The organism is Mucilaginibacter ximonensis, assembly GCF_042686265.1.
Classification (GTDB): Bacteria; Bacteroidota; Bacteroidia; order Sphingobacteriales; family Sphingobacteriaceae; genus Mucilaginibacter; species Mucilaginibacter ximonensis.
Window position 1 is genome coordinate 159,401 of the sequence record NZ_JBHUPD010000002.1, and the last position, 23,140, is coordinate 182,540.

Here is a 23,140-nt window from a genome sequence, read left to right on the forward strand (position 1 = left end):
CGCTAAACTTCAGAAGGAGCATATCCAAAACGCTTTTTAAACGCGTACGAGAAATGCGAAAGATTCTCAAAGCCGGCTTCGATATACACATCGACCGGCTTTCTTTTTTTCTCGGCCAATTGAAAGTGGGCCAGTTCCAGACGCTGGTCAGTTAGCCAGCGTTGCGGGGTGGTATTAAATATCTTTCTGAAGTCGCGGTTAAATGTCGAGAGACTGCGGCCAGTCAGGTATCCAAATTTTTCCAGGGACATATTGAACATAAAATGCTTGCCCATAAAATCGCCCAGATTTATCTTACCGGGCCTTTCAAAGCTTGATAACATACCGTCCAGTTCCGGGTCGATGGTGCGCAGAATGTTGATGGCCTCTTCAATTTTTAGCGCTGCGATATCTTCAGGCAGCTTCTCTGTCAGATCAAAATACGGAACCAGTGATACCATGCAGCTCTCCAATAGCGGGTGTCTGGTAAACACGCGTACCTTATCCAACGGCGAGGGTGCTCTGTATGGTTTGTGCTTTTTATAAAACGCCTTAAGTCGCTCGGGCGTAAAATACATAGCGACAGCCCGGTAAGGCTCTCCTTGTACAGAGCTGGTGGTTATTGCAGCCAGTTTATTACGCGGGATCAGAAAAATATCACCTCCTTTAAACTCATGCACAGCGTCGGCCAAAGTAATTTTGCTTTGGCCCGATATCAGCCAAATTAACATGTGGTGTTCAAATACCACTTCTTTACGCATTTCTTTTCCTTCAAAGGTTGAGCGCTTCAGGTCGGGCGTGAGGTAGACGATATGGTAATCTTCGGTTTCCATTTTTTAAAGATACAGAGAAAAGGGTTTAACCAATTATTTAGCCGGGAAATCAATGCCGGTCATCTGCTCGCTCAGCGTCCAGAGTTTGCGGGCATTTTTGCCATTAACCGAATAAGGCCGGACGCCGCGCAACGTCGATGGTTCATCGTAGCGGTGCTCAATATTGCCTTCATCTAACTCGGCAATATCCGCATCCTCACAATAAACACCCCCGATATGATCCAGCTGCGCACTTGTAGCACACCAAACATTGGTAGCTGCCCCTTGTTCAGTTGTTTTTAACTTTTGGGTAACTTCGGGATAGATATTACCCTCGGCGTCATGTGTACCCATTTGCTGAAAAAGAGCCATCGGCGCCTCGCGGCCTAGATCTGTACCATTTACCGAGCCCGGGTGCAAAGAATAAGCGCGCACGCCAAGATCCTGCCCGCGTACATCCAATTCCACCGCAAACAAGTTATTAGCAGTTTTCGACTGTCCGTAACCTTGCAAGGTTTCGTACTCCCTGTTTTCAAAGTTTGGGTCCTCAAAATCAAAAGGTGCTATCTGGTGGCCAAAGGATGAAACATTTACCACCCTTGAGCCTTCTGCCTTTTTAAGCGCCGGCCATAAACGTGCCGTAAGCTGAAAATGCCCCAGGTGATTTGTCGCCAGTTGCGATTCAAATCCGCGATGGTCTCTGCGCAGCGGCACCCACATAATGCCTGCGTTGTTGATCAAAATATTTAGCGGACGATTTGATGCCAGGAATTTTTCGGCAAAAGCATCAATCGAAGCCGGGTCCGTCAGATCCATAATTTCTATCTCGACATTGACGATGCCTTCTAAATTTTTGCTTGCCTTCGCCATATCGCGGGCCGGAACAATAACTGTTGCCCCTGCCGACGAAAGCACACGGGTAGTTTCTAAACCGATGCCCGCATACCCACCGGTTATAATGGCGACTTTACCATTCAGGTCGATACCTTGAATTACCTCGCTTGCCGTTGATTTTGCGTCAAAGCCTGAATTAATTGGCTTTTGTAACGCGCCGTTATAATTGTTCTGTGCCATTTTTTTCGAATTTGGATTTTTAAACAAAGTTATAGCGATATTAAACGGTCCGTTTTGTTTAAAATGTCAATTTTGCTTTGCTCAGAATGCCACGCCTGTATTTTCAAACATCCTTTCGTTGTCATTCGTTATTAATGACGATCCTTAAATCATGGAAAAGCACACTGTCAAAATATTATCTGCGAACTACCTCACCCATAACGTAAGACATTTTGTAGTTGAAAAACCTGAAAACTTTACTTATGTGCCAGGCCAGGCTACTGATGTTTCCATCAATAAACCGGGGCAGGCAGAAGAACTGCGGCCATTTACTTTTACTTCATTGACTGATGCCGACTATCTTGAATTTGTGATCAAGATTTATAAAGACCACGATGGCGTGACTGCAAAGTTGGGCGACTTAAAGCCTGGCGAAGAGTTGATACTGCACGAGGTTTTTGGAACGATAAACTATAAAGGCCCGGGCATATTTATTGCCGGCGGCGCTGGTATTACACCATTTTTAGCCATATTCAGATCCATCCAAAAAACAGGCGACCTTAATAAGTGTACTCTACTTTTTGCTAATCATACCGAGAATGATATTATCCTGAAAGATGAATTGAAGGCCATGTTGCACGATCGATTCATTAATATTTTGAGCGACTCAAAACCGGGCGGCCACAAAAAATATATTAACAAAGAGCTACTGGCTCAATTTACCGGTGCCGACGACAGGTACTACTATGTTTGCGGCCCGGATAAGTTTACCGCCGATATTGTTAATATGCTCAAAGAGCTCCGTCTCGACGAGGATAAAATTGTCATAGAACAATAGTAAACAACCCCCATAATATATGCCCGCAAGATTGGTTCAATTTTGAGCCAATCTTTTTTTGCTTTTACGTTTAATTATCAGTTAATTAGTATATATAAGCCGCTCCAAATATTATGCAAAATGGTGTTAAATCAATCAGGCCCTTTATAGGCGCCAAAGACTTTAAAATATCACGAAGTTTTTACCGTGATCTGGGTTTTAAAGAGACAATATTAAATGCGGATATGTCCGTTTTTAGAGTTGGACAGTTAGCGTTTTACCTGCAGAATGCCGACGTGAAGGACTGGATAGATAATACCATGATTTTTTTAGAGGTTGACGATGTTAAGCAATACTGGAACCTGCTTCTTGACCTAAACCTTCCTGAAAAATATGAAGGGGTCAAATTAACCCCTATAAGGGTGCTTGACTGGGGCAAAGAATGCTTCCTGCATGACCCATCAGGCATACTGTGGCATTTTGGTCAGTTTAATTGAGTAAGTTGCCAAAAACCGTAAATCGGAACTACCCAAATAAACCGATCTTAACAGCCGCAAACCAATTATGTGATGACGAAAAGATTATTTGCTGCCTTATTGTTCATTGCTTTTATATATGTACAGGCAGCAGCACAAGTAACACCGATACCCTTCAGCAACTTTATCAAAGCCCGTGGCGGGTTGGCAAATACCCGATTTAACATTAACGCGCAAAAGCAGGTTACTGTGGCATTTTTAGGTGGATCTATAACTTTTAACCCGGGCTGGCGGCAAATGGTATGCAGTTATTTGCAGGAACATTTCCCGCAAACCAAGTTCAAGTTCATCGCAGCCGGGATTCCTTCATTGGGTAGCCTGCCGCATGCTTTCAGGCTACAGCGCGATGTTTTGGATACTGGCAAAGTCGACCTGTTATTTGTAGAGGCCGCCGTAAACGACCAGGTAAATGGTACCGATAGTGTCACGCAGGTAAAATGCCTGGAGGGTATTGTAAGGCACTCGTTAAAAAGTAATCCATATATGGATATAATTATGATGGAATTTGCCGATCCGGATAAAACTGAAATCTATAAAAGAGGGGGCATACCTACAGCAGTAACCAATCATGAATTAATTGCTGATCATTATCAACTACCATCTGTCAATTTAGCTAAAGCCGTTGCAGACAAACTGGCCAATAATGAATTTAACTGGGAAAAAGATTTTAAAGACCTGCACCCTGCGCCATTTGGTCAGCGTTTATATTTTGAGGCGATAAAGAGCTTGCTGGCAAATGAGCTAAGTCCAGATAAAAAGCCGATTGTCAAACCTGTTAAACATCGTCTCTCAGAGATCAGTATGCTTAACCGCAATAGTTTTACCAAGGGCAGTTACCTGGACATCACCAAGGCAAAGCTTGGCGATGGCTGGGCGCTAAGCCCTAACTGGACACCATCTGATAAACTGGATACCCGCCCCGGATTTGTAAACGTGCCGATGTTAGTAAGTACCCAACCCGGATCTGTTTTAACCTTAAAATTTAAAGGCAACGCCGTCGGTATGGCTATAATTTCGGGCGCTGATGCAGGCGTTGTTGATTACTCAATTGACGGCGGCGCTGTTAAGCACATCGACCTTTTTACGCAGTGGAGCACTTTCATTCACCTGCCTTGGTATGTACTGTTTGATAGTGGCTTAAAAAACGGCCATCATACTTTAAAGTTAAGTGTGAGCAATCAAAAAAATACAACAAGTACAGGTACCGCTTGCCGCATTGTCCATTTTTTGGTTAATAACTAACCATAGTTAAATAGCTGATTAGTTGTAATATAAAATTAACAGGCAAACATTTTGTTCGTTAATTTTATGTTATATTCGTTTAAAATAATTAGCTGTGAACAATATTCATTTACTTGAAGACGACGAGCTGACTGCGCTTCTTAGAGCAGATAGCGAGCCCGCGTTCACGGAAATTTATAACCGGTATTGGAACAAATTATACATCCAGGCGCATCGCCTGCTCAAAGATGCCGACGCAGCCGAGGAGATTGTTCAGGAGGTTTTTTTGATGTTGTGGAAGAAACGCGCCAGCTTGAATATCCAATCGCTTAAAAGTTATATGGGGGCGATGACCCGGTATGCGGTTTATAGATTTATATCCAAAGACAAACGCACCAAAGAGCACGAAAATATCATCGGCATGATCACAGCCGAAGCCGCTGCTGAAACGGATATCGACAACAAACTGCTGCTTGAGATCATTACCCAGCTTTCCAACAAACTGCCTGAAAAATGCCGACTGGTATTTGTTTACAACAAACTGCACGACCAATCACTTGCCGATGTTGCCGAGCAACTTAATATCTCCCAAAAAACTGCCGAAGGGCACCTCACTAAAGCGTTGCGTGTTATACGTACCAACCTGGGTAATGCGGTAAGTATTTTTTTCTTCTGATAAATATCCAAGCGCATTTGCCTCATTTTCTGACAGATTTGCATTTATTTTAAAAATTTTCATTTTACACCGAGGGTATTTGGCGCTTACTGGCCTCTATAGTATAAAATAGGGTTAGATAGTCCAGAATGAGTACAAATGAATTAAAAAGGCTGGCGCAAAAATATTTTGCCGGGACAGCATCTGATGAAGAAAAGCAAAAGCTGCATCAGTGGTATGATGAAACAAACGACGGTTGGGTTGAGACCGTTAATACGGCCGAGCCTGAGTCAGAAGACGATGTAAAGCAACGCATTTTCCGCGACCTGCAAACGCGTATTATGGCCGAGAAGAATGAGCCCGAACCGGCTATACCTAACACCGGCCGGACACGCCGTTTATGGCTTCAAGTGGCATCGGTTGCGGCTGTGCTGTTAATAGGTTTCCTGATCTTGCGCCCGGCCGAAGAAAAACAAGATACTGTTGATAAGCATCTGGTAAATGCACCGGTAAACAAGGTGATCCACATTACTCTGCCTGATGGCACTAAAGTGTGGCTTAATGCGGGCTCTGTATTTAAATACCCGAAGCGATTTAGTGCTAAAATACGTGAGGTTGAATTGCTGGAAGGCCGTGCGTTTTTTGATGTTACGCATATGGACAATAAGCCATTCATCGTCAAAACAAAAAATGTAAATGTCACCGTATTGGGTACTTCATTTGATGTGCGCGCCTATAAACGCGAAGGTACTACAAAAGTGAGCGTAGTTACTGGCAAGGTTGGCATTACAGTACCGAGCCAGCCTGAAAAACCGGCCATCTTCCTGACACAGCGCGAAGAAGTAATCGTCGACCCGGCAACTAAATACATGATCAAAGAACCGGTACGCGAAACCGTGGTAAACCTATGGTGCAAAGACGTGCTGGTGTTTGATCAGGAAAATCTGAACAATGTATTCAAGGCTATCGAGAAAAAATACAATACCAAAATTACGGTTGAAAATAAAGATCTGCTAAACGAACGCATCTCTATCAAGCTGGGCAATCAACGCCTGGACACCATTATGGAGATTTTAAAATTTACTAAACACTTTAACTATAAAATGGCCAATGACAGTACAATCGTAGTAAAATAAGCCCTGTTCTTTTCATAGCAGCTATGAAAAGAAAAACCGGAGACATTAGAATGCCCCCGGAATAAGTTTAGCCGGCTGGATACATGCTTGAGACCCATAACCAGCATCGGCTCAGTTTAATAAGAAATTTTAAACCATTACAAATATGAAGAATTTTTACGGCAATCTATTGCCCATACTTCGAAAATGCATGCGCATTACTACAATCATAATTGGAATACAAGTTTGTTGTACCGCATTGTTAGCGGCAAAGGGTACCCGCGCCCAGGACATGAACCTGAATGTGGACAAAGAAAGTGTTAAACAAGTATTTAAACGCATTGAGCAACAGGCCAGTGTAACCTTTGTTTATGATGCGCAGATATTGAACAACCTTCCTTCACTCACGCTGCATGTAAAACAAACTCCGCTGGCGGCTGTGCTTAGTCAATTGCAACAGCAAACGCAACTACAATTTAAAATGGTGGGCAATTTTATTGGTGTTGCACAGTCGCAAAACAGCATGCCGGCATTAACCACAGCTAAAACCGACGCGGGCAATGCTGCTGCGATCACTATTAACGGTATTGTTAGAGACGCCACCGGACAGCCATTAATCGGGGTTTCGGTTATGATAAAAGGCACCACCAACGGCACTACCACAAATGTTAACGGGCAATTTAGTTTGCAGGCCAATATAGGCGATGTGCTGAGTTTTACTTATCTGGGATATATATCGAAAGATGTTACGGTTTCTGCTCCGTCAATAACTGTAGTATTAGATGAAGACTCTAAACAACTAAGCGAGGTTGTAGTAACCGCCTTGGGTATCAAAAAAGAACGCAAAGCACTGGGCTACTCTGTTACAGAGATTAAAGGCGACGCCCTCACACAAGCGCGGGAGCCCAACGTAATGAACTCGTTAGAAGGCAAAGTTGCAGGTGTAAATATAACGCCAACGGCTGGCGGGCCAGGTTCGTCATCAAATGTTATTATTCGCGGTGTATCCAGCTTAACTCAAACCTCACAGCCGTTATATGTAATTAATGGCGTACCGATGGAAAATACGCCTAACAGCGCTTTGGGTTCACAATATGATAACGTGCCCGATTTAGGTGATGCCATAGGAAACATAAATCCGGACGATATTGAAACTATATCGGTTTTGAAAGGAGCGGCAGCTTCGGCACTATATGGTTATAGGGGTAAAGCCGGTGTTATCTTAATCACTACCAAAAGCGGTAAAGGTAATGGCATTGAATTTAACTCAAATTTTGTGGCCGAACAAGCCATCAATTCAACCGATTGGCAATATGTTTACGGTCAGGGTGCAAATGGTGTAAAACCAGCTGATAAATTAAGTGCTTACCAATCTGGCCAGTCAAGCTGGGGTGGAAAGCTGGACGGCTCAAATGTGATACAATTTGACGGCATTGCACGTCCGTATATCGCACAACAAAATAATATCAAAAATTTTTACCGCACCGGCACAACTGCTACAAACACAATAGCGCTCAACCGAAGTTTTGAAGGCGGCTCGATTCGCTTATCTGCAAGCGATCTGGCAAACCATGCAATAACGCCAAATTCTGGGTTAAACAGACAAACCTTCAATTTTACCGGCAATTATAATATCACCAAAAATTTCACAATTGACGCAAGGGTAAACTACATACTGGAGCAAGCTCATAACCGCCCTTTTTTAAATGACGGCCCCGGTAACTCAAACTTTAACGTTGCATTACTACCTACAAGTTTAGATGTACTCACATTAAAAAAAGCTACAAATGCCGATGGTAGCGAATATGGTTATTCTGGAAACACTTTTGCAACAAACCCCTGGTTTGCCGCTGACAAGTTTATTAACGATACCAAACGCCAACGTTTGATCTCGTCGGCAACGCTGCGGTATAATTTTGATAGCGGGTATTTTATGCAGGCGCGGGCAGCCAGAGATGCATACAATGACCGGTTTACTACGGTAGTTCCTACTGGTACTGCTTACCGGCCTTTCGGATCCATGGGCGAAACCACCACCAATTTTTCTGATTTAAATACCGACGTATTGTTTGGCAAAACCTTTAAAATAAGCGAATTTAGCTTAATACCTAATATAGGTGGAAGCTACCGGCGCACTAAATCAGAGTTATTTACCATGTCGGGTAATAATTTTATAGTACCGAATACCTATGTTATTACCAACATTGCCCAGCTAAATCCCTTAACCTATACGCCGTCAGATAAAGAAATTTTATCGGCATACGGAACGTTAGAGCTCGACTATAAAGATTATTTATACTTAACGGGTTCATTACGCAATGATTGGTATTCAATGCTTGCTACCCCGGGCACGAAAAACCCTTTAAATAAACTGTATCCTTCAGTTACCGGATCATTTGTATTTTCTGAATTTGTAAAAAATGACTGGTTAAGCTTTGGCAAACTTCGGGTTGGTTTTGCACAGGTTGGTCAAGCTACCGACCCATATCAAACTCAACTGGCCTATGCGTTTAACGGCGCAGTAAATGGTAGTCCGATTGGCGTTATATCTAACATTAATGTGCCCAACAGCAGCCTGGTAGCTTCATTAGCTACAGAACTTGAGATAGGTACCGAAATGCGCTTTTTTAATGATCGCATTAGTTTAGATTTAACCTGGTACAATAAAAATTCAACAGACGAAATTTTATTTGCGCCAGCCTCTATCACATCCGGATACGGTGGAGCTGTCTTAAATATAGGTAAGCTGCGAAACCGTGGCGTTGAGGCATTAATTACTGCTGTTCCTTTAAAAATTGGCGATTTTAAATGGACCACGTCCTTTAATGGATCAATCAACGACAACAAAGTATTAGCATTGGCCAACGGTCAAACTACATTACCTGTTGGCACATCGCGCACGGGCAATGCCTTTGTACAAGACATTGTTGGCAAACCTGTAAACCAGATTATGGCCCTTGATTATAAGCGCGACGCTGCAGGTAATATTGTCAAAGACGCGGCCGGCATACCGGTACAAGGCGATTTAAAAGCATACGGTTCTGCCTATGCAAAATGGGTTGCCGGTTGGAACAACGAATTTAACTATAAACGTTTCAATTTATCGTTATTGATAGATGGGAAATTTGGAGGTAAGATATTCTCGGCAACCGACTACTATGGTTATGTATTAGGTTTACATAAGGCAACGTTGGCTAATCGCGAAACATTAGGCACCAATGCCTCTACCTACTATGGCACACTCGCCAACAACGTATCAAGTTTATTTGTACAGGATGCAACCTTCATTAAAATGCGCCAGGCTATGTTGGGCTATAACTTTCCTGTGAATATGGCGCATGGAGCTATCAAAAATATGACACTTAGCATTGTAGCGCGCAACCTGTTCTATATCATGAAAAGAACTGACAACGTCGACCCGGAATCTGATTATACTACTCAAGCCGAAGGCTTGGAGTTAGGTGGCGTTCCGGCTACACGTACCTATGGTTTAAACCTGAGTGTTAAGTTTTAATTATCCACAACTACTAATCTTTAAAAAAGATGAAAAAGATATTTATATACGCTGCACTTGCCTTGGTTGTAGTAATGCTTTCGGCAACGGGCTGCAGAAAAGAATTTGAGAAAATAAATACTAATCCGGCAACATATAATCAAAATAATTTTGATCCTAACTACGAGTTAACTGCTGCTCAATTAGGTTACTCTGGCAGTGCCGATTTTAGCTATGATACCTGGCGGGCCAATCTCATTTATTGTTCTACCATGATTCAGGGTTTTTCTACCGTTATTAGCTATTGGGCCGGCGATAAATACATATTAAATGCCAATTATACAGCGGCCTATTGGGGATTTGCCGGCGGTCCGCCAACAGGGGGCGACGGCGCTTACCCTGAACAGGTTAGACCTATTGTCGACGTAATTCAATCTACCGCAGACAAGCCGCAGTACAAAAACCTGCACCAAATAGCGCGTATTATGCGCGCGCTGATTATGGAACGTATTACCGACCTGTATGGTGATGTACCATACTCTCAAGCCGGTTTGGGTTATTATGACAAAAACTATTTCCCGGTTTATGATAAGCAGCAGGCTATTTATAATGATATGCTGAAAGAGTTATCAGAAGCTACCGCGGCTTTAGACCCTAATGGCGACAAACCGATAGGCGATAAATACTACAATGGCGATATCGCCAAATGGAAAAAATTTGGTTACACACTGATGCTGCGTATGGCTATGCGCTTAAGCAAGGTTGACGCTGCTACGGCAAAAAGCTATGTGCAAAAAGCTGTTGGCAATACCATGGCCAGCAATGCCGATGACGCATTTTTTAAAGGCGACGCAACAGGCGGCCGTAATACCATAAACCGTAACAGCCAGATACTATTGGGCGATGGTGGCCAGGAGAATTTTTACACCCGGTGGTCACAAACCTTCATTAATTTCCTGAAAAGTAATAATGACCCGCGTTTGTCAAAAGTAGCGGTTACCAATTTGTATACAGACGAAAACTCTAAGGCACAAAATCCTGGAGCAAACTCAACTGCTATAGCGCAAAAAGGAATGCCTAACGGTAAAGATTTAAGCGGCGTTGCTGCCCAGGATATCCGTCAGGATCCAAGCTTTACCGCATTTACTGATTATTCATCGCCAGCGCCTGCCCTGATTAAACGCGACGGACCTACATTTGTGCTCACCTACGCAGAATCAGAACTGCTGTGGGCAGACGCCGCAGAGCGCTTCGGCCTGGGCGGCAGCGCTGCGCAACATTACCATGATGGTGTGGTTGCATCAATGACTTATTTGGGTGAATATGATGCCAGTGCCGCAGTTTCATCAACTGATGCAGAAACTTATATGACAGCACATCCTTACGTGCAGGCAAATGGCCTACAAATGATCAATACCCAGTACTGGGCCTTAAATTGCACCATGTTTGATTTTTACGAAGCCTGGTCAAACTGGAGAAGAACGGGTTTCCCCGCACTTACTCCTGTTAACTATCCAGGCAATAATACCGGAGGCACTATTCCGCGCCGTTTCCCTTACCCGGTTACAGAGGCCGGAACCAATACCGCAAATTACAATGCAGCGCATAATGCGGTACCTGGTGGCGACTTGTTGACGTCTCGCGTATGGTGGGATGCCAACTGATGTTTGATTGATGGATCCCCGCTCGTTTCTCGGCGGGGATTTTTTCCTTCCTTTTATCTTACAACAAATAAAGAATTTATTTGCCCTGAAATACTATGGCCCGTTTAAATCTATTAGAGGAGACCCGTTTTGAAAAACTGCCGGTCACGGTTTATCCTGACCAACAAACCGCATCTGTAACAGTTGCCAAACGCATAGCTGAGCTTATCATCAGTAAGCAAAAAAACAATGAGCCAACCGTTTTAGGCCTGGCAACCGGCGTTACACCCATAAAAGTATATGCCGAACTGGTGCGGATGCACCGGCAAGAAGGTTTAAGCTTTAAAAACGTCATAACCTTCAATCTGGACGAGTATTACCCCATGTTGCCCACATCGGCTCAAAGCTATGTGACCTTTATGAACGAAAACTTGTTCAACCATATTGATATCGACAAAAAAAATATACACATAGCTGACGGTACACTGTCGCAGCCCGATGTTGCCCAGTTTTGCCTGGCATATGAACGCAAGATTACAGAATTGGGCGGACTTGACTTGCAGTTATTGGGCATTGGCCGTACCGGGCACATTGGCTTTAATGAACCGGGTTCGGCACCAAACTCTGGCACCCGCCTGGTTACGCTTGATGACCTTACCCGCGGTGACGCTGCGCGCGATTTTGGCGGCAAGGAAAATGTACCCACCAAAGCTATCACTATGGGTATAGGTACCATTTTTAAGGCTCGCGAAATTATCCTGATGGCGTGGAACGAAAAAAAGGCGCCGATCATCAAAAAAGCTGTCGAAGGCGAAATTTCGGGAGAAGTACCGGCGACTTATCTACAATTATCAGACAATGTTGAGTTTATTGTAGACCAGGGAGCGGCTTCTGCGCTTACCCGTTTTGATACCCCATGGCTGGTTAAGGATTGCGAGTGGACCAACGCCCTTAAAAAGAAAGCAGTAATATGGCTGGCCGAAAAAGTAAGCAAGCCTATACTCAAATTAACCGAGGAAGATTATAATAATCATGGCATGGCACAGCTGGCCGTGCAGCAGGGCCCGGCTTATAACATTAATATCGACATATTTAACCAGGCGCAGCAAACCATCACCGGCTGGCCCGGTGGTAAACCCGGCTCGGACGACCGCCGGCGCCCCGAGCGTGCAGAGCCCGCAGTTAAAAAGGTAATTATATTTTCGCCCCACCCCGATGACGATGTAATTTCAATGGGGGGCACCTTCATTCGCCTGGTTGACCAGGGCCATGATGTACATGTAGCGTACCAAACCTCTGGCAATACGGCCGTTTGGGATGATGATGTATTACGATACATGGAATTTGCCGTTGATTTTAGTGAAAGTATCGGCGAGGATAACAGCAAGCTGAAATCAATTTACAACGAGATGCGCCAGTTTTTTGCCCGCAAACTGCCTAATGAAATTGATACGCAGGCTATACGTAATGTAAAAGGTTTTATACGCAAAAGCGAGGCAATATCGGGTGCGCGCTATGCGGGCTTGCACGACGATCATATCCATTTTATGGCGCTGCCATTTTATGAAACCGGCAAGACACGCAAAAACTCCGTCGGCGAAGAGGATATTAAGTTGACCATGGATCTGCTGCAACAGGTACAACCTCAACAAATCTTTGCCGCCGGCGATTTTGCCGATCCGCATGGTACGCATGTTGTATGTTTTAATATTATTCTGGAAGCGCTTAATCGCCTTAAAATGACCGAGGCATGGGTAAAAGACTGCTGGCTGTGGATGTATCGCGGCGCCTGGCACGAGTTCCCGACATACGAAATTGAAATGGCCGTACCACTATCGCCGCAAGAAGTTGTACGCAAACGCAACGCCATATTTAAACATCAATCTCAAAAAGACAGACCGGTCTTCCCGGGCGAGGACGCCCGCGAATTTTGGGTACGGGCAGAAGAACGTAACCGCGAAACAGCTTTGGCATACGATCGTCTTGGTTTGGCTGAATATGCGGCTATGGAAGCTTTTGTACGCTACCCTTTCTAATTTTTCTCACACTGAACAACACCATCGTGTTTGATGGTGTTGTTCTATTATCTTATCTTTCCATCAATTGCCCTTAAGTTATGAAGCATCTATCGCGCCTTTTGTTATTTATGGTTTTACTATCGGATGTGGCTTTTGCACAAAAAAAAGCTACCGACCTGGCCTCGACGCTGAACCTTAAATGGGAAACGCTGGAAAACTATTACCAAAATAAAACACAAACCCATGCTGCGCTTACCATCAGCACCGGCAGCTTGCCATTACCCGCAAAAGGCTGGCGATTATATTATAATTCGACACAACCCATGATACCCGGTACACTGACCGGCGACATAGATTATACCCATGTTAACGGCGACCTGTATTACCTATCGCCGGGCGCAAATTTTAAAGGCATAAAGGCACATAGCAGTCTGCGGATTGAAATGGTGCGCATGTACTGGCTCAGCAGCGTTTCAGATACGCCGCAAGGTTTTTATTTAGTTTGGGATAATGCTCCGGCCATTGGCCACCCGCTTGCTAAATCCTATTTGGTGCCATCTACCCAGCCCAAACAATACATGCGCCAACCAACAGACCAGGTAACCATGACCACCCCGCAAATGGTTTACAACTGGAACCAAAATATCACTAACGTACCGGCTGATAATCTGACCAGGGTTTTCCCAACCCCGGAAAGCTATCAAACTACCGGCATGACTTTTAATTTAACCGGCGGTGTTAAGGTAATTGCAGACCCGGCTTTCAGTGCTGAAGCCGCCTTATTGAAATCAGAGTTGGCTAAACTGTTAACGCCTGCTTCAACATCAACCGACCAAATTAAGTTGGTTAGCAAACCAATGGAGGCCGAGGCCTACGAGTTAAAAGTTGACGCACAAAACATAACCATTTCGGCCTCATCAGGTGTTGGGATTTTTTATGGCATACAGTCACTCAAAACCCTGCTGCCAGCCTCGGCATGGAACCATCCGCAAAAAAACATCCCGGTTACCGGTGTAACAGTTGCTGATAAACCCCGGTTTGGCTACCGGGCTTTTATGCTGGACGTAGCGCGCAATTTTCAACCCAAAAGCGAAATACTGAAACTACTGGACGTAATGAGCCTGTACAAGCTCAACGTGCTGCATTTCCATTTAACTGATGATGAAGGCTGGCGACTGCAAATCCCGGCTTTACCCGAGTTAACAGCCGTTGGTTCAAGACGCGCACATAGTATTAATGAAAGCAAAAACCTGCACCCGGCCCTGGGTTCTGGTCCGTTTTTAACCAATACTGCAGGTACCGGCCATTACAGCAAGGCCGATTTCATTGAGATATTGAAATATGCGACACAGAGACATGTCGCCATAATCCCGGAAATTGAAAGCCCGGGCCACGCGCGGGCGGCCATTAAAGCTATGGACGCGCGATATGCTTATTATATCAAACTAAATCAGCCGGCTAAGGCTGGCGAGTACTTGCTGCGCGATTTGCAGGACAGTTCGAAATATACATCGGTACAATACTATGATGACAACGTGATTAACGTGGCCCTGCCATCGGCCTATAAATTTATGGAGACAGTGACTACCGAAATTGAAAAGATGTATGCCGAAGCCGGCGCACCACTCAGGTCCATCCATTTTGGTGGCGACGAGGTACCTGCAGGCGTCTGGGAGAAATCGCCTGCCTTAATGAGCTTAATGAAGACAGATACCACTGTTAAAAATGCAGACGACCTGTGGCCTTATTACTATGGCAAGATTAATCATATGCTGCAGGCTCATCATCTGTATTTAACTGCGTGGGAAGAGGTAAGTTCGCGCAAAGTAACCCAAAACGGCAAAAAAACCAGTATCATTAATAATGACCTGCTGGGCAAAGACGTTCATCTCGAAGTTTGGAACAACGTAATTGGCTGGGGTGCCGAAGATCTGCCTTACCACCTGGCTAATCAGGGTTATAAAGTTATCCTGTCGCCGGTGAGTAACCTGTATTTTGATATGGCCTACTATAAAGCCTTTGACGAGGCCGGCTATTATTGGGGCGGCTATGCCGATGTGGATAAGGCATTCAATTTCATTCCCAACGATTATTATAAAAACACCACCAAAGGCCGCTTAGGGGAGACATTGCCGCCAAGCTTTTTTGCAAACAAGGAACGTTTGACGCCTTCAGGAACCAACAACATCGTCGGGCTGCAAGGTGCCTTGTGGGCCGAGACGGTGAACAGCCCGCAGCGCATGGAATACATGCTGTTGCCTAAACTGTTGGGCTTGGCTGAGCGTGCCTGGGCCAAAAACCCCGAGTGGGCAACAGTGCCCGACAGCACCCGAAGTAAACAGCTATATAACGAGGCCTGGTCGCGTTTTGCGAACATATTGGGTAAGCGTGAACTTCCCAGATTAAGCTATTATGCAGGCGGTTTTAACTACCGTATACCTATGCCGGGCGTCATGGTTAAAGACGGGCAGGTTTCAATTAATACCCAATTTCCCGGACTAACCATACGCTACACCACCAACGGTAAAACGCCGACTGTTAACAGCCCGGCATACACGCAGCCCCTAAAAGCCGGCATTACAGTTAAGGCGGCAGCCTTTGATGCCATCGGCCGCTCAAGCAAAGTGGCAGTTGTGCAATAATCTACAAAGTGTTTCATGAAAATATGAAACACTTTGAAACACCATTTAGCATTAAACAACTGACTGTTAGGCGATTAACAAAACAGGGTGAAACACTTTGAAACAGTAGTAAAACTTTAAATTAAAAGCGGTAAGTAATTGAGCTTAAGAGCTTTAAACGATATTTAGAAATCAGGCAAAAAATGAGTGAAACACCTTTGGTGAAACACTTTGGAGGTCTTTGCTACGGTCTCTGAATGACAAAGATGTTTTTTACTGCAGACGCAATTGTCGTTGCCAGTGCTATTCACCAACCGGCAACAACAATATTATTTCTTAACCAACAAAGCCAACTGGCCGCGGTGATTGCTTAAGTGATTGGTTCGGCTAAGCAATACATTCAGGCGGTTACGATGCGGTTCTTTTGCCCAATCTTCAGCCGAAATATTGGCGTGGCGGCCAAACCAATCTTCTGCTGATAATTGCGCGAATTGTTCAGCCAATTTGGCGTTTACCTGGGTCCATTGCTGGCGTAGTTGGGCTATAGTAACAGGCAATCCAGCAACTGCTCCATCGGGCGATTGCACAAAGACCGGGTACAGTTCAGGATACAGCTCTTCGCCTAAAAGTAAAAGCGACAGCATTTTGTCATGCACCGAAACTAAATGCCCCAGCAGGTAAATACCCCGGTTTTTACCCGGCGCCACCTGTTCTTGCAACTGCTCATCGCTTAATTGATCCAGTAGTTTCGAGGTTGCGGTCACTTGCCCGTTCCAGCTATCAATAGCCATTTTTATAAATAATTGATCGTGTGTCATGGTTTACAGTTTTATTAATTGCTGGCGGTAAAAATAGGTCTTGGGCTTTACTTAAATATCGTTTTAAAGTAAACATTGCGGGCCAATACGCTTGTTTGGTGACAACACCGCCAACTACTTATTAAAAAACGAATCCATTACCGCATATCTTTTGGCATCACTAATTGGCTGCTGACCGGCATCCTGGTTAATCACCATGAATTTACCGTCTTTCACCGTATCCCATTTTGGGACACCAGCGCCATTGGGATTACCGGTTTTTACAAAATTGACAAAGAAATTTTGCATGATTTCTGAAGTTTTGAAATCATCCGGCCCCCAGGCGTAAACCTTATTGGTCGGAAGATTGCCCAATGCATATTCAATTTCTGCAGAATGTACCGCACCGGGAGATTGATCGATCGTTCCGGCCGGTGCGTTAGCCATGATAGGGCGGCGTTTATTAAAGAAATAACGATAAACCGGCTTGTGGGCCGTCTTACTTTGCATGTCAACAAATTTCCATGTCGCGTAAGCAATAAATCTGTCCGACGCCAGGTTGGTGGCGGCTTGCACTACGTCCGCATCTGTCGCTGCGGGATAGGCCTCCAGGATATCATTTGCCCGGTCGTTATACATTTTTTGTATAGCTGCTTTGTAGTTATCTACAGTGGGTTCTGATTTACCCAAAATACTATTCGGGCCGCCTTCGGCCGAGTTCCAGCCCGCCAACAGCGCTACATCCATTTGCTTACCGGCATTAAAAATGGCCTGCGGCGCCTGAGGTAAAAAGTAACCGTCAACGTCGCAGCCAAAACCCATGCGGCTCGACCATTTCAATAAACTATCGGCCGGCGCATTGCGTAGTTCAGCAATCGATTGGGCATGTACTGCGGTTGCAAATCTGACTCCGTTTTGCTCGGCCACTGATAACGGTGCAGGCGAAAGGTTACCCAGTAATGCACCGCTTTCACCAATGGCGGCTCTGAATAAACCTTTGGATAGTGGCGATGCTACCTGCCCGCACACAGACATTGATCCGGCCGATTCGCCGGCTATAGTAACTTTTGATGGGTCCCCGCCAAAAGCTACTATGTTTTTATTTACCCAAACCAGCGCAGCATGTTGGTCCATCAGTCCGTAATTGCCCGAGGCATGATGTGCGGATTCGGCGGTTAACTCAGGATGCGCCATAAAACCAAAGATACCCAGGCGATAGTTTACAGTAACAGTTATGATTCCCTTTTTGGCCAGCGCCTCGCCATCGTACCGATACTCAGAACCGTCGCCGGCTTGAAATCCGCCCCCATAAAAATAAACCAGTACGGCCAGTTTTTGTCCTTTTGCGTTTGGTGGCGTCCATACATTCAGGTACAGGCAGTCTTCGCTTTTACCATCGCTCCTGAACTGCATATCGCTGTAAATATAGCGCTGCATAGCCTGCGGACCGAAATGGTCGGCTTTGCGCACACCGGTCCAGTTATTGGGGGACTGGGGCTCTTTCCATCGCAAATTACCAACGGGCGGCTGCGCAAACGGGATGCCTTTATAAGACACGACACCGCTGGCTTCTGTAATACCTTCCAATGTACCGTTTACGGTTTTTATCTGCGGGTTTTGCGCGTTCGCAGCCATAGCCAATAAGCCTAGTGCAGCTAAAAATATTTTCTTCATGGTTGTTAGGGTTGATATCGGTTATAACAAATTTAGCATTTGTGGGGATTGAAATGAAGATAGATGTAATATAATTAGTAGTAAAAACCTTGACAGCAGGTTTATATTTAGTTCTGGGGTGATCAATTCAATTCCCTCCCCTGGGAGAATAATAGCCCATGAATAGACAAGTAGCAATACTAATGACTCTGCCTGTTTACAAAAAGCGTTGGACACGAGCGATTCCCTCCCCTCGGGGAAGGAGGAGGAAGGGGTTAAAGCTGCTAAACCCCTCCCTGCCCCTCCCAGGGGAGGGAATCGCACTACCATTACTCCTTGTATTGTCTAATGATGGGTATTACTCTTGGGAGGGGTGCGGCGGCCATAAGCACAAAGGCAGGGAGGGGTTTAGCCAACAAGCCAATCGTAGAAACCCTTCCCTACCCTCCCGGGGGAGGGAATCGCACGGGCCATTGCACCTTATGATTAAAACAACAAAATAAACACCGACCCCTCACCCTCGACCGATTGCACTTGTATGTTGCCTTTATGCAGCATCATGATCTGCTTACATAAACTTAAACCAATACCGCTGCCCGATTTACGTGTACTAAAGAAAGGTATAAATATTTTATCAATAAGCTCAAGTGGCATCCCAACACCATTATCGGCAATTTTGAGAATGGGTTTGTTGTTGGCGGACAGTTCAGCACTTAAGGTAATGGCAGGGTCTGGCCGATCCTTTACGGCTTCAATAGCATTAACCAGTAAATTAATGAGCACCTGCTCAACCAAATTCACATCCACATTAATAACCATTTGCATATCGCGCAGCACTACGTTTAGCTCAATATTTTTGGCGGCCAGGGTTGGTTGCATCAGGCTGGTCAGATTTTCAAACAGGTCGCGCACCAGTACCTTTTTGAGGTCGAGGCGGGTTATTTTGTTGAGATTACGATAGCTTTCAGTGAATTTAAGCAGGCCCTCGCTGCGGCGTTTAATGGTGTCTATACCCAGTTCCAGATCATCCAGATCGGCATTTCCGGCATTTTCGGCACCGTAGGTTTTAAGGCGATTTTTGAGTGTGTCGGCTAATGAAGATATCGGAGCAACCGAGTTCATGATCTCATGCGTCATAACATTTAACAGCTTTTGCCACGCTTTTGATTCTGTTTCGTCCAGCGCTTCGCTAATGTTTTGGAAGGCCAGCAGCCGGTACATTTTATCATCGCTACGGATGACGCTTACCGTCAGCAAAATTTTAATGAGTTGCTTGTTACGTTGCATAGTCACCACCTTGCTGTCGCCGGGCTTCAGCTTCATGGCCTCGTTATACAAAACCTCGTCGCGCTTTTGTAACGACTCGATGGTTTTTAAATAAGGAATACCGAAGATTTTTTTAAAAGACTCATTCAGCCAGCCAATTTTGCCGGTCTCTTCCTCATACGAGAGAATACCCGTATCCACCAGTTCCAGTATCTTCTGCAGATAATGATATTGCGTTTCGCGCTCGCGGCTTATCTCTTTAAAAGTAGTATTGATATCGTTAAAACCCTTGCGTAACGGCTTTAGCTCGGTCGGCGCGCGGCCTACGTCAAAGTGTCTTGAAAAATCGCGATAGTGTACCGACTCGGCAAATTGCTGAACCTCAGTATGAGCCTTTTTTTGGTAACGCAGCAAATCGGACAACTCAAAACCAGTTAGCGGTATGCCAATAAGCAGGTATATGTATTGTTGCGTTACAATCACAAAGCTCACGCCCAACAATGTCAAAAACAACAAAGCTATTCGCAGAATGATGCGTACTTCAAAACCTTTAAATCTCATATTTGCTTAATCGGCGGTAAAGAGCGGTACGGGTTAGGCCCAGCTCTTTAGCAGCCCGGGTTATATTGCCGTTATGTTTCTCGATGACGCGCAGGATAGTAGTTTTTTCAAGCATGCTCAGCGGCATATCATCCACGGGCTCAGGCGCGGCCGAAGAGTTTTCAATAGATGAGAAAATCAAATCATTTGCTGAAAGCACATTATTATCCGCCATAATTATGGCGCGCTCCATGGTGTATTGCAGCTCCCGCACGTTGCCCGGGTAATGATAGCTGTTTAATTTTTGCAGCGCGCTGCCATCAAAGCTAATAGCGGGTTTTAAATATTTAGTGGCGTATATTCCGGCGAAATGCTTTGCTAACAATTCAATATCACCGCCCCGTTTGCGTAACGGCGGCATGGTCACTTCAACCGTGTTAATACGATAGATCAAATCTTTCCTGAAGCGATCATCATTAGCCAGCTCCTGCAAAGGCAGGTTAGTGGCGCAAATTAAGCGTATGTCAATATCCACCGGTTTATTACTGCCTAAGCGCGTTACCTGGCGGTTTTGGAGCACCGTGAGCAGTTTTGCCTGCTGACGTAATGAGATATTACCTATCTCATCCAAAAACAAGGTACCGCCGTTGGCATCTTCAAAACGTCCGGACCGATCCTCGCGCGCATCTGTAAACGCGCCTTTTTTGTGTCCAAAGAGTTCGCTTTCAAACAGTGTTTCCGTTAGTGAGCCTACATCCACCTTTATAAAGGGCTTGTTTGCTCTTAGCGAGCGCTCATGTATAGCCTTTGCAATGAGGTCCTTGCCGGTTCCGTTTTCGCCCAATATCAAAATATTGGCATCTGTAGGGGCAATCTTATTTACTTTCAAAAATACATCCTGCATTAACTGCGACTCGCCGTGCAGCGTGGTCGAGCTGGCACTACCTTTTGGCGATGAAGCTTTGGCAGATTTATCGGCATCCTTTTTATCGAGCAGATCCTTTATTATCTCTATTAACTTGTCATTGTGCCAGGGTTTTACCATAAAGTCGGACGCACCTTCTTTCAGCGATCTAACCGCCAGGTCGATATCGCCGTAGGCGGTGATCATGATCACACAGGCGTCCGGCTTCCATTCGCGTACCTTGCGTAGCCAGTACAAACCCTCGTTACCCGTGTTAATGGCACTGTTAAAGTTCATATCCAGTAAAATAATGTCGACTTGGTTGCGCTGCAGCAGGCTGTGCAGATTTTCAGGATTCTTTTCGGTAATTACGTCCTGCGCTTCTGTTTTGAGCAATAGTTTTACAGCCGTAAGCACGTCCAGATCGTCATCAACAATTAAAACGGTGGCTTTTTTCAGTAACATACAATTGTGAAAATACGATTAAATATAATATTATATTGAGTTGGCATCTGTCAATAATTTAACCATAAAACGTAATCAACTGTAAAACAATTTTTTGAAGCCATAACCCCTGAAAACATTGTATCAAAACCGAACACATGATGTGTCAGAAACGTACGAAAAAAATTAAAAACCAAGCATCATTTATTTGATTTACAGTAGTTTATATTGTGGCACGTTGTTGTATTGGCATACCTTGAATAATTGAATCTGAACTAATATATCGTGGATAGAAAAATTGAAAAGAAAAAGTGGAGTACCAAACGCCTTTTAACCATAGGCGGCATAACCTGCCTTGTACTGTTAATAGGCGGCAGCATTTATTTTACCTCAGGCAAGAGCAAGCTTTCTGTTGATACCGAACGCCTTACTATAAGCACGGTTACCAAAGGCCCCTTCCAGGTTACCGTACCGGTTAACGGCTCGGTTATGCCAATAACTACGATATATCTTGACGCGGTTGAAGGCGGACTGGTTGAAGCCGTATATGTTGAAGACGGCGCCAACCTGAAAAAAGGCGACAAGATTTTGAAACTATCCAACACCGATCTGGAACTAAACCTGGCTAACCAGGAGACTGCCGTTTATGCTGCTCAAACCCAGATGCAGATCTCGCAAAACAACGCCACATCAAACACCATCAATAAACTGAACCAGATGGCCGATGTAGACAACGCTTTTAAAGAAGCCGAACGCGTTTATAAGCTCGACAAACATTTGTTTGACCAAAAAGCCATAGGCCAGCAAGAGTACCAGGCTGCAGTTAACGCATACGAATATCAGCTTAACAGAAAAAGACTGACCCAGCGTATTTTAAAACAGGACACCGCTTTGGTTAAACAACAAAACATACAGGCACAGGAGCAGTATGCGCAAATGAAAAATACGCTCGACCTGATGCGCAAAAAGGTGTCTGACCTAACCGTGGTGGCCCCGCGCGATGGCCAGTTAAGTTCAATGGACTCTGAAGTGGGCCAGAACAAAAACAAAGGCGAACGCCTGGGCCAGATAGACGTTTTGACAGGGTATAAAGTGCGGGTTGACATTGACGAGCATTATTTGCCGCAGGTATACAACGGCCTTAAAGGCACCTTTGACTTTGCCGGCAAAACTTATACACTGGTTATTAAAAAAGTATTCCCCCAAATAGCCAACGCAAAATTTCAGGTAGATATGCAATTTGTGGGCGAAGTGCCTAAAGGCATACGCCGCGGGCAAACCTTGCAGATACTGCTGGCTTTAAGCGACGCATCGCAACAGGTGCTTTTGCCTAAGGGTGGCTTTATTGAAAAAACCGGCGGCAATTGGGTATTTAAACTGAGCGAAGACGGAAAAACAGCTTACAAAGTTGACATACAAATGGGCAGACAAAGCAGTGATAATTACGAAATTTTAGGCGGATTAAAGCCGGGCGACAAAGTAATTACATCAAGCTATGAAACCTTTGGCGACATACAGGAACTAATATTAAATAAAAACTAAACCCCATAATTAAACGCCCTTAAGGGCAGGA

The 23,140-nt window shown here is 44.8% G+C and carries 16 protein-coding genes; 10 read left to right on the plus strand and 6 right to left on the minus strand.

Annotated elements, in window-relative coordinates; all coding sequences use genetic code 11:
* Nucleotides 1-2 precede the first annotated feature (2 nt).
* Together ACFS5N_RS08355 and ACFS5N_RS08360 are read right to left on the minus strand one after the other, a co-directional pair.
* A complete protein-coding gene (locus tag ACFS5N_RS08355) occupies nt 3-812 on the minus strand; it encodes an AraC family transcriptional regulator (protein ID WP_377184192.1) in 810 nt (269 codons plus the stop codon).
* A gap of 33 nt (nt 813-845) precedes the next feature.
* Nucleotides 846-1,865, minus strand: a complete 1,020-nt coding sequence (locus ACFS5N_RS08360; protein ID WP_377184194.1) for an SDR family NAD(P)-dependent oxidoreductase — start codon at nt 1,863-1,865, stop codon at nt 846-848.
* Nucleotides 1,866-2,016: 151 nt separating this feature from the next.
* On the opposite strand from ACFS5N_RS08360, the gene ACFS5N_RS08365 reads away from it, so the two are divergent.
* The 9 genes from ACFS5N_RS08365 to ACFS5N_RS08405 all read left to right on the plus strand — a co-directional run bounded on the left by ACFS5N_RS08365 (nt 2,017) and on the right by ACFS5N_RS08405 (nt 15,984).
* Nucleotides 2,017-2,682 carry an FAD-binding oxidoreductase gene (locus ACFS5N_RS08365; protein ID WP_377184196.1) on the plus strand — a complete coding sequence of 222 codons (666 nt, stop codon included), beginning with the start codon at nt 2,017-2,019 and terminating at the stop codon, nt 2,680-2,682.
* Nucleotides 2,683-2,795: 113 nt separating this feature from the next.
* Nucleotides 2,796-3,158: a glyoxalase gene (locus ACFS5N_RS08370; RefSeq protein ID WP_377184198.1), complete on the plus strand. Its 363-nt coding sequence runs from the start codon at nt 2,796-2,798 to the stop codon at nt 3,156-3,158.
* Between the two features lie 72 nt (nt 3,159-3,230).
* On the plus strand, nt 3,231-4,439 hold the full coding sequence (locus tag ACFS5N_RS08375; protein WP_377184200.1) for a GDSL-type esterase/lipase family protein: 1,209 nt from the start codon (nt 3,231-3,233) through the stop codon (nt 4,437-4,439).
* A gap of 94 nt (nt 4,440-4,533) precedes the next feature.
* Nucleotides 4,534-5,094: a sigma-70 family RNA polymerase sigma factor gene (locus tag ACFS5N_RS08380; protein ID WP_377184202.1), complete on the plus strand. Its 561-nt coding sequence runs from the start codon at nt 4,534-4,536 to the stop codon at nt 5,092-5,094.
* Between the two features lie 128 nt (nt 5,095-5,222).
* Nucleotides 5,223-6,209 carry a FecR family protein gene (locus ACFS5N_RS08385; RefSeq protein WP_377184204.1) on the plus strand — a complete coding sequence of 329 codons (987 nt, stop codon included), beginning with the start codon at nt 5,223-5,225 and terminating at the stop codon, nt 6,207-6,209.
* 145 nt (nt 6,210-6,354) lie between these two features.
* Nucleotides 6,355-9,702, plus strand: a complete 3,348-nt coding sequence (locus tag ACFS5N_RS08390) for a SusC/RagA family TonB-linked outer membrane protein (protein WP_377184206.1) — start codon at nt 6,355-6,357, stop codon at nt 9,700-9,702.
* A gap of 29 nt (nt 9,703-9,731) precedes the next feature.
* Nucleotides 9,732-11,345 carry a SusD/RagB family nutrient-binding outer membrane lipoprotein gene (locus ACFS5N_RS08395; protein WP_377184208.1) on the plus strand — a complete coding sequence of 538 codons (1,614 nt, stop codon included), beginning with the start codon at nt 9,732-9,734 and terminating at the stop codon, nt 11,343-11,345.
* A gap of 95 nt (nt 11,346-11,440) precedes the next feature.
* A complete protein-coding gene (gene nagB / locus ACFS5N_RS08400) occupies nt 11,441-13,360 on the plus strand; it encodes a glucosamine-6-phosphate deaminase (protein WP_377184210.1) in 1,920 nt (639 codons plus the stop codon).
* Nucleotides 13,361-13,440: 80 nt separating this feature from the next.
* Complete coding sequence (locus tag ACFS5N_RS08405; protein WP_377184212.1) at nt 13,441-15,984, plus strand: family 20 glycosylhydrolase; 2,544 nt, start codon at nt 13,441-13,443, stop codon at nt 15,982-15,984.
* Nucleotides 15,985-16,292: 308 nt separating this feature from the next.
* Here the strand turns inward: ACFS5N_RS08405 and ACFS5N_RS08410 are convergent, their stop codons facing one another.
* The 4 genes from ACFS5N_RS08410 to ACFS5N_RS08425 form a co-directional block, all read right to left on the minus strand.
* A complete protein-coding gene (locus tag ACFS5N_RS08410) occupies nt 16,293-16,781 on the minus strand; it encodes a DinB family protein (protein WP_377184214.1) in 489 nt (162 codons plus the stop codon).
* Nucleotides 16,782-16,895: 114 nt separating this feature from the next.
* Nucleotides 16,896-18,434 (minus strand): carboxylesterase/lipase family protein, encoded by a 1,539-nt coding sequence (locus ACFS5N_RS08415; RefSeq protein WP_377184216.1) that lies wholly within the window; start codon nt 18,432-18,434, stop codon nt 16,896-16,898.
* Nucleotides 18,435-18,899: 465 nt separating this feature from the next.
* Entirely contained in the window at nt 18,900-20,240 is a 1,341-nt protein-coding gene (locus tag ACFS5N_RS08420; protein WP_377184218.1) for a sensor histidine kinase, read from the minus strand.
* Nucleotides 20,230-21,588 (minus strand): sigma-54-dependent transcriptional regulator, encoded by a 1,359-nt coding sequence (locus ACFS5N_RS08425; protein ID WP_377184220.1) that lies wholly within the window; start codon nt 21,586-21,588, stop codon nt 20,230-20,232. Before ACFS5N_RS08425 ends, ACFS5N_RS08420 begins: the two co-directional genes overlap by 11 nt.
* A 264-nt stretch (nt 21,589-21,852) precedes the next feature.
* Here ACFS5N_RS08425 and ACFS5N_RS08430 point away from each other — a divergent pair, with 264 nt between their 5' ends.
* Nucleotides 21,853-23,109: an efflux RND transporter periplasmic adaptor subunit gene (locus tag ACFS5N_RS08430; RefSeq protein ID WP_377184222.1), complete on the plus strand. Its 1,257-nt coding sequence runs from the start codon at nt 21,853-21,855 to the stop codon at nt 23,107-23,109.
* The last annotated feature ends 31 nt before the right edge of the window (nt 23,110-23,140 follow it).

Bases quoted from the DNA above. Each gene is read 5' to 3' on its own strand.
- ACFS5N_RS08355 (WP_377184192.1), bottom strand. From the start codon at position 812: ATGGAAACCGAAGATTACCATATCGTCTACCTCACGCCCGACCTGAAG.
- ACFS5N_RS08360 (WP_377184194.1), bottom strand. From the start codon at position 1,865: ATGGCACAGAACAATTATAACGGCGCGTTACAAAAGCCAATTAATTCA.
- ACFS5N_RS08365 (WP_377184196.1), top strand. From the start codon at position 2,017: ATGGAAAAGCACACTGTCAAAATATTATCTGCGAACTACCTCACCCAT.
- ACFS5N_RS08370 (WP_377184198.1), top strand. From the start codon at position 2,796: ATGCAAAATGGTGTTAAATCAATCAGGCCCTTTATAGGCGCCAAAGAC.
- ACFS5N_RS08375 (WP_377184200.1), top strand. From the start codon at position 3,231: ATGACGAAAAGATTATTTGCTGCCTTATTGTTCATTGCTTTTATATAT.
- ACFS5N_RS08385 (WP_377184204.1), top strand. From the start codon at position 5,223: ATGAGTACAAATGAATTAAAAAGGCTGGCGCAAAAATATTTTGCCGGG.
- ACFS5N_RS08390 (WP_377184206.1), top strand. From the start codon at position 6,355: ATGAAGAATTTTTACGGCAATCTATTGCCCATACTTCGAAAATGCATG.
- ACFS5N_RS08395 (WP_377184208.1), top strand. From the start codon at position 9,732: ATGAAAAAGATATTTATATACGCTGCACTTGCCTTGGTTGTAGTAATG.
- nagB (WP_377184210.1), top strand. From the start codon at position 11,441: ATGGCCCGTTTAAATCTATTAGAGGAGACCCGTTTTGAAAAACTGCCG.
- ACFS5N_RS08405 (WP_377184212.1), top strand. From the start codon at position 13,441: ATGAAGCATCTATCGCGCCTTTTGTTATTTATGGTTTTACTATCGGAT.
- ACFS5N_RS08410 (WP_377184214.1), bottom strand. From the start codon at position 16,781: ATGACACACGATCAATTATTTATAAAAATGGCTATTGATAGCTGGAAC.
- ACFS5N_RS08415 (WP_377184216.1), bottom strand. From the start codon at position 18,434: ATGAAGAAAATATTTTTAGCTGCACTAGGCTTATTGGCTATGGCTGCG.
- ACFS5N_RS08420 (WP_377184218.1), bottom strand. From the start codon at position 20,240: ATGAGATTTAAAGGTTTTGAAGTACGCATCATTCTGCGAATAGCTTTG.
- ACFS5N_RS08425 (WP_377184220.1), bottom strand. From the start codon at position 21,588: ATGTTACTGAAAAAAGCCACCGTTTTAATTGTTGATGACGATCTGGAC.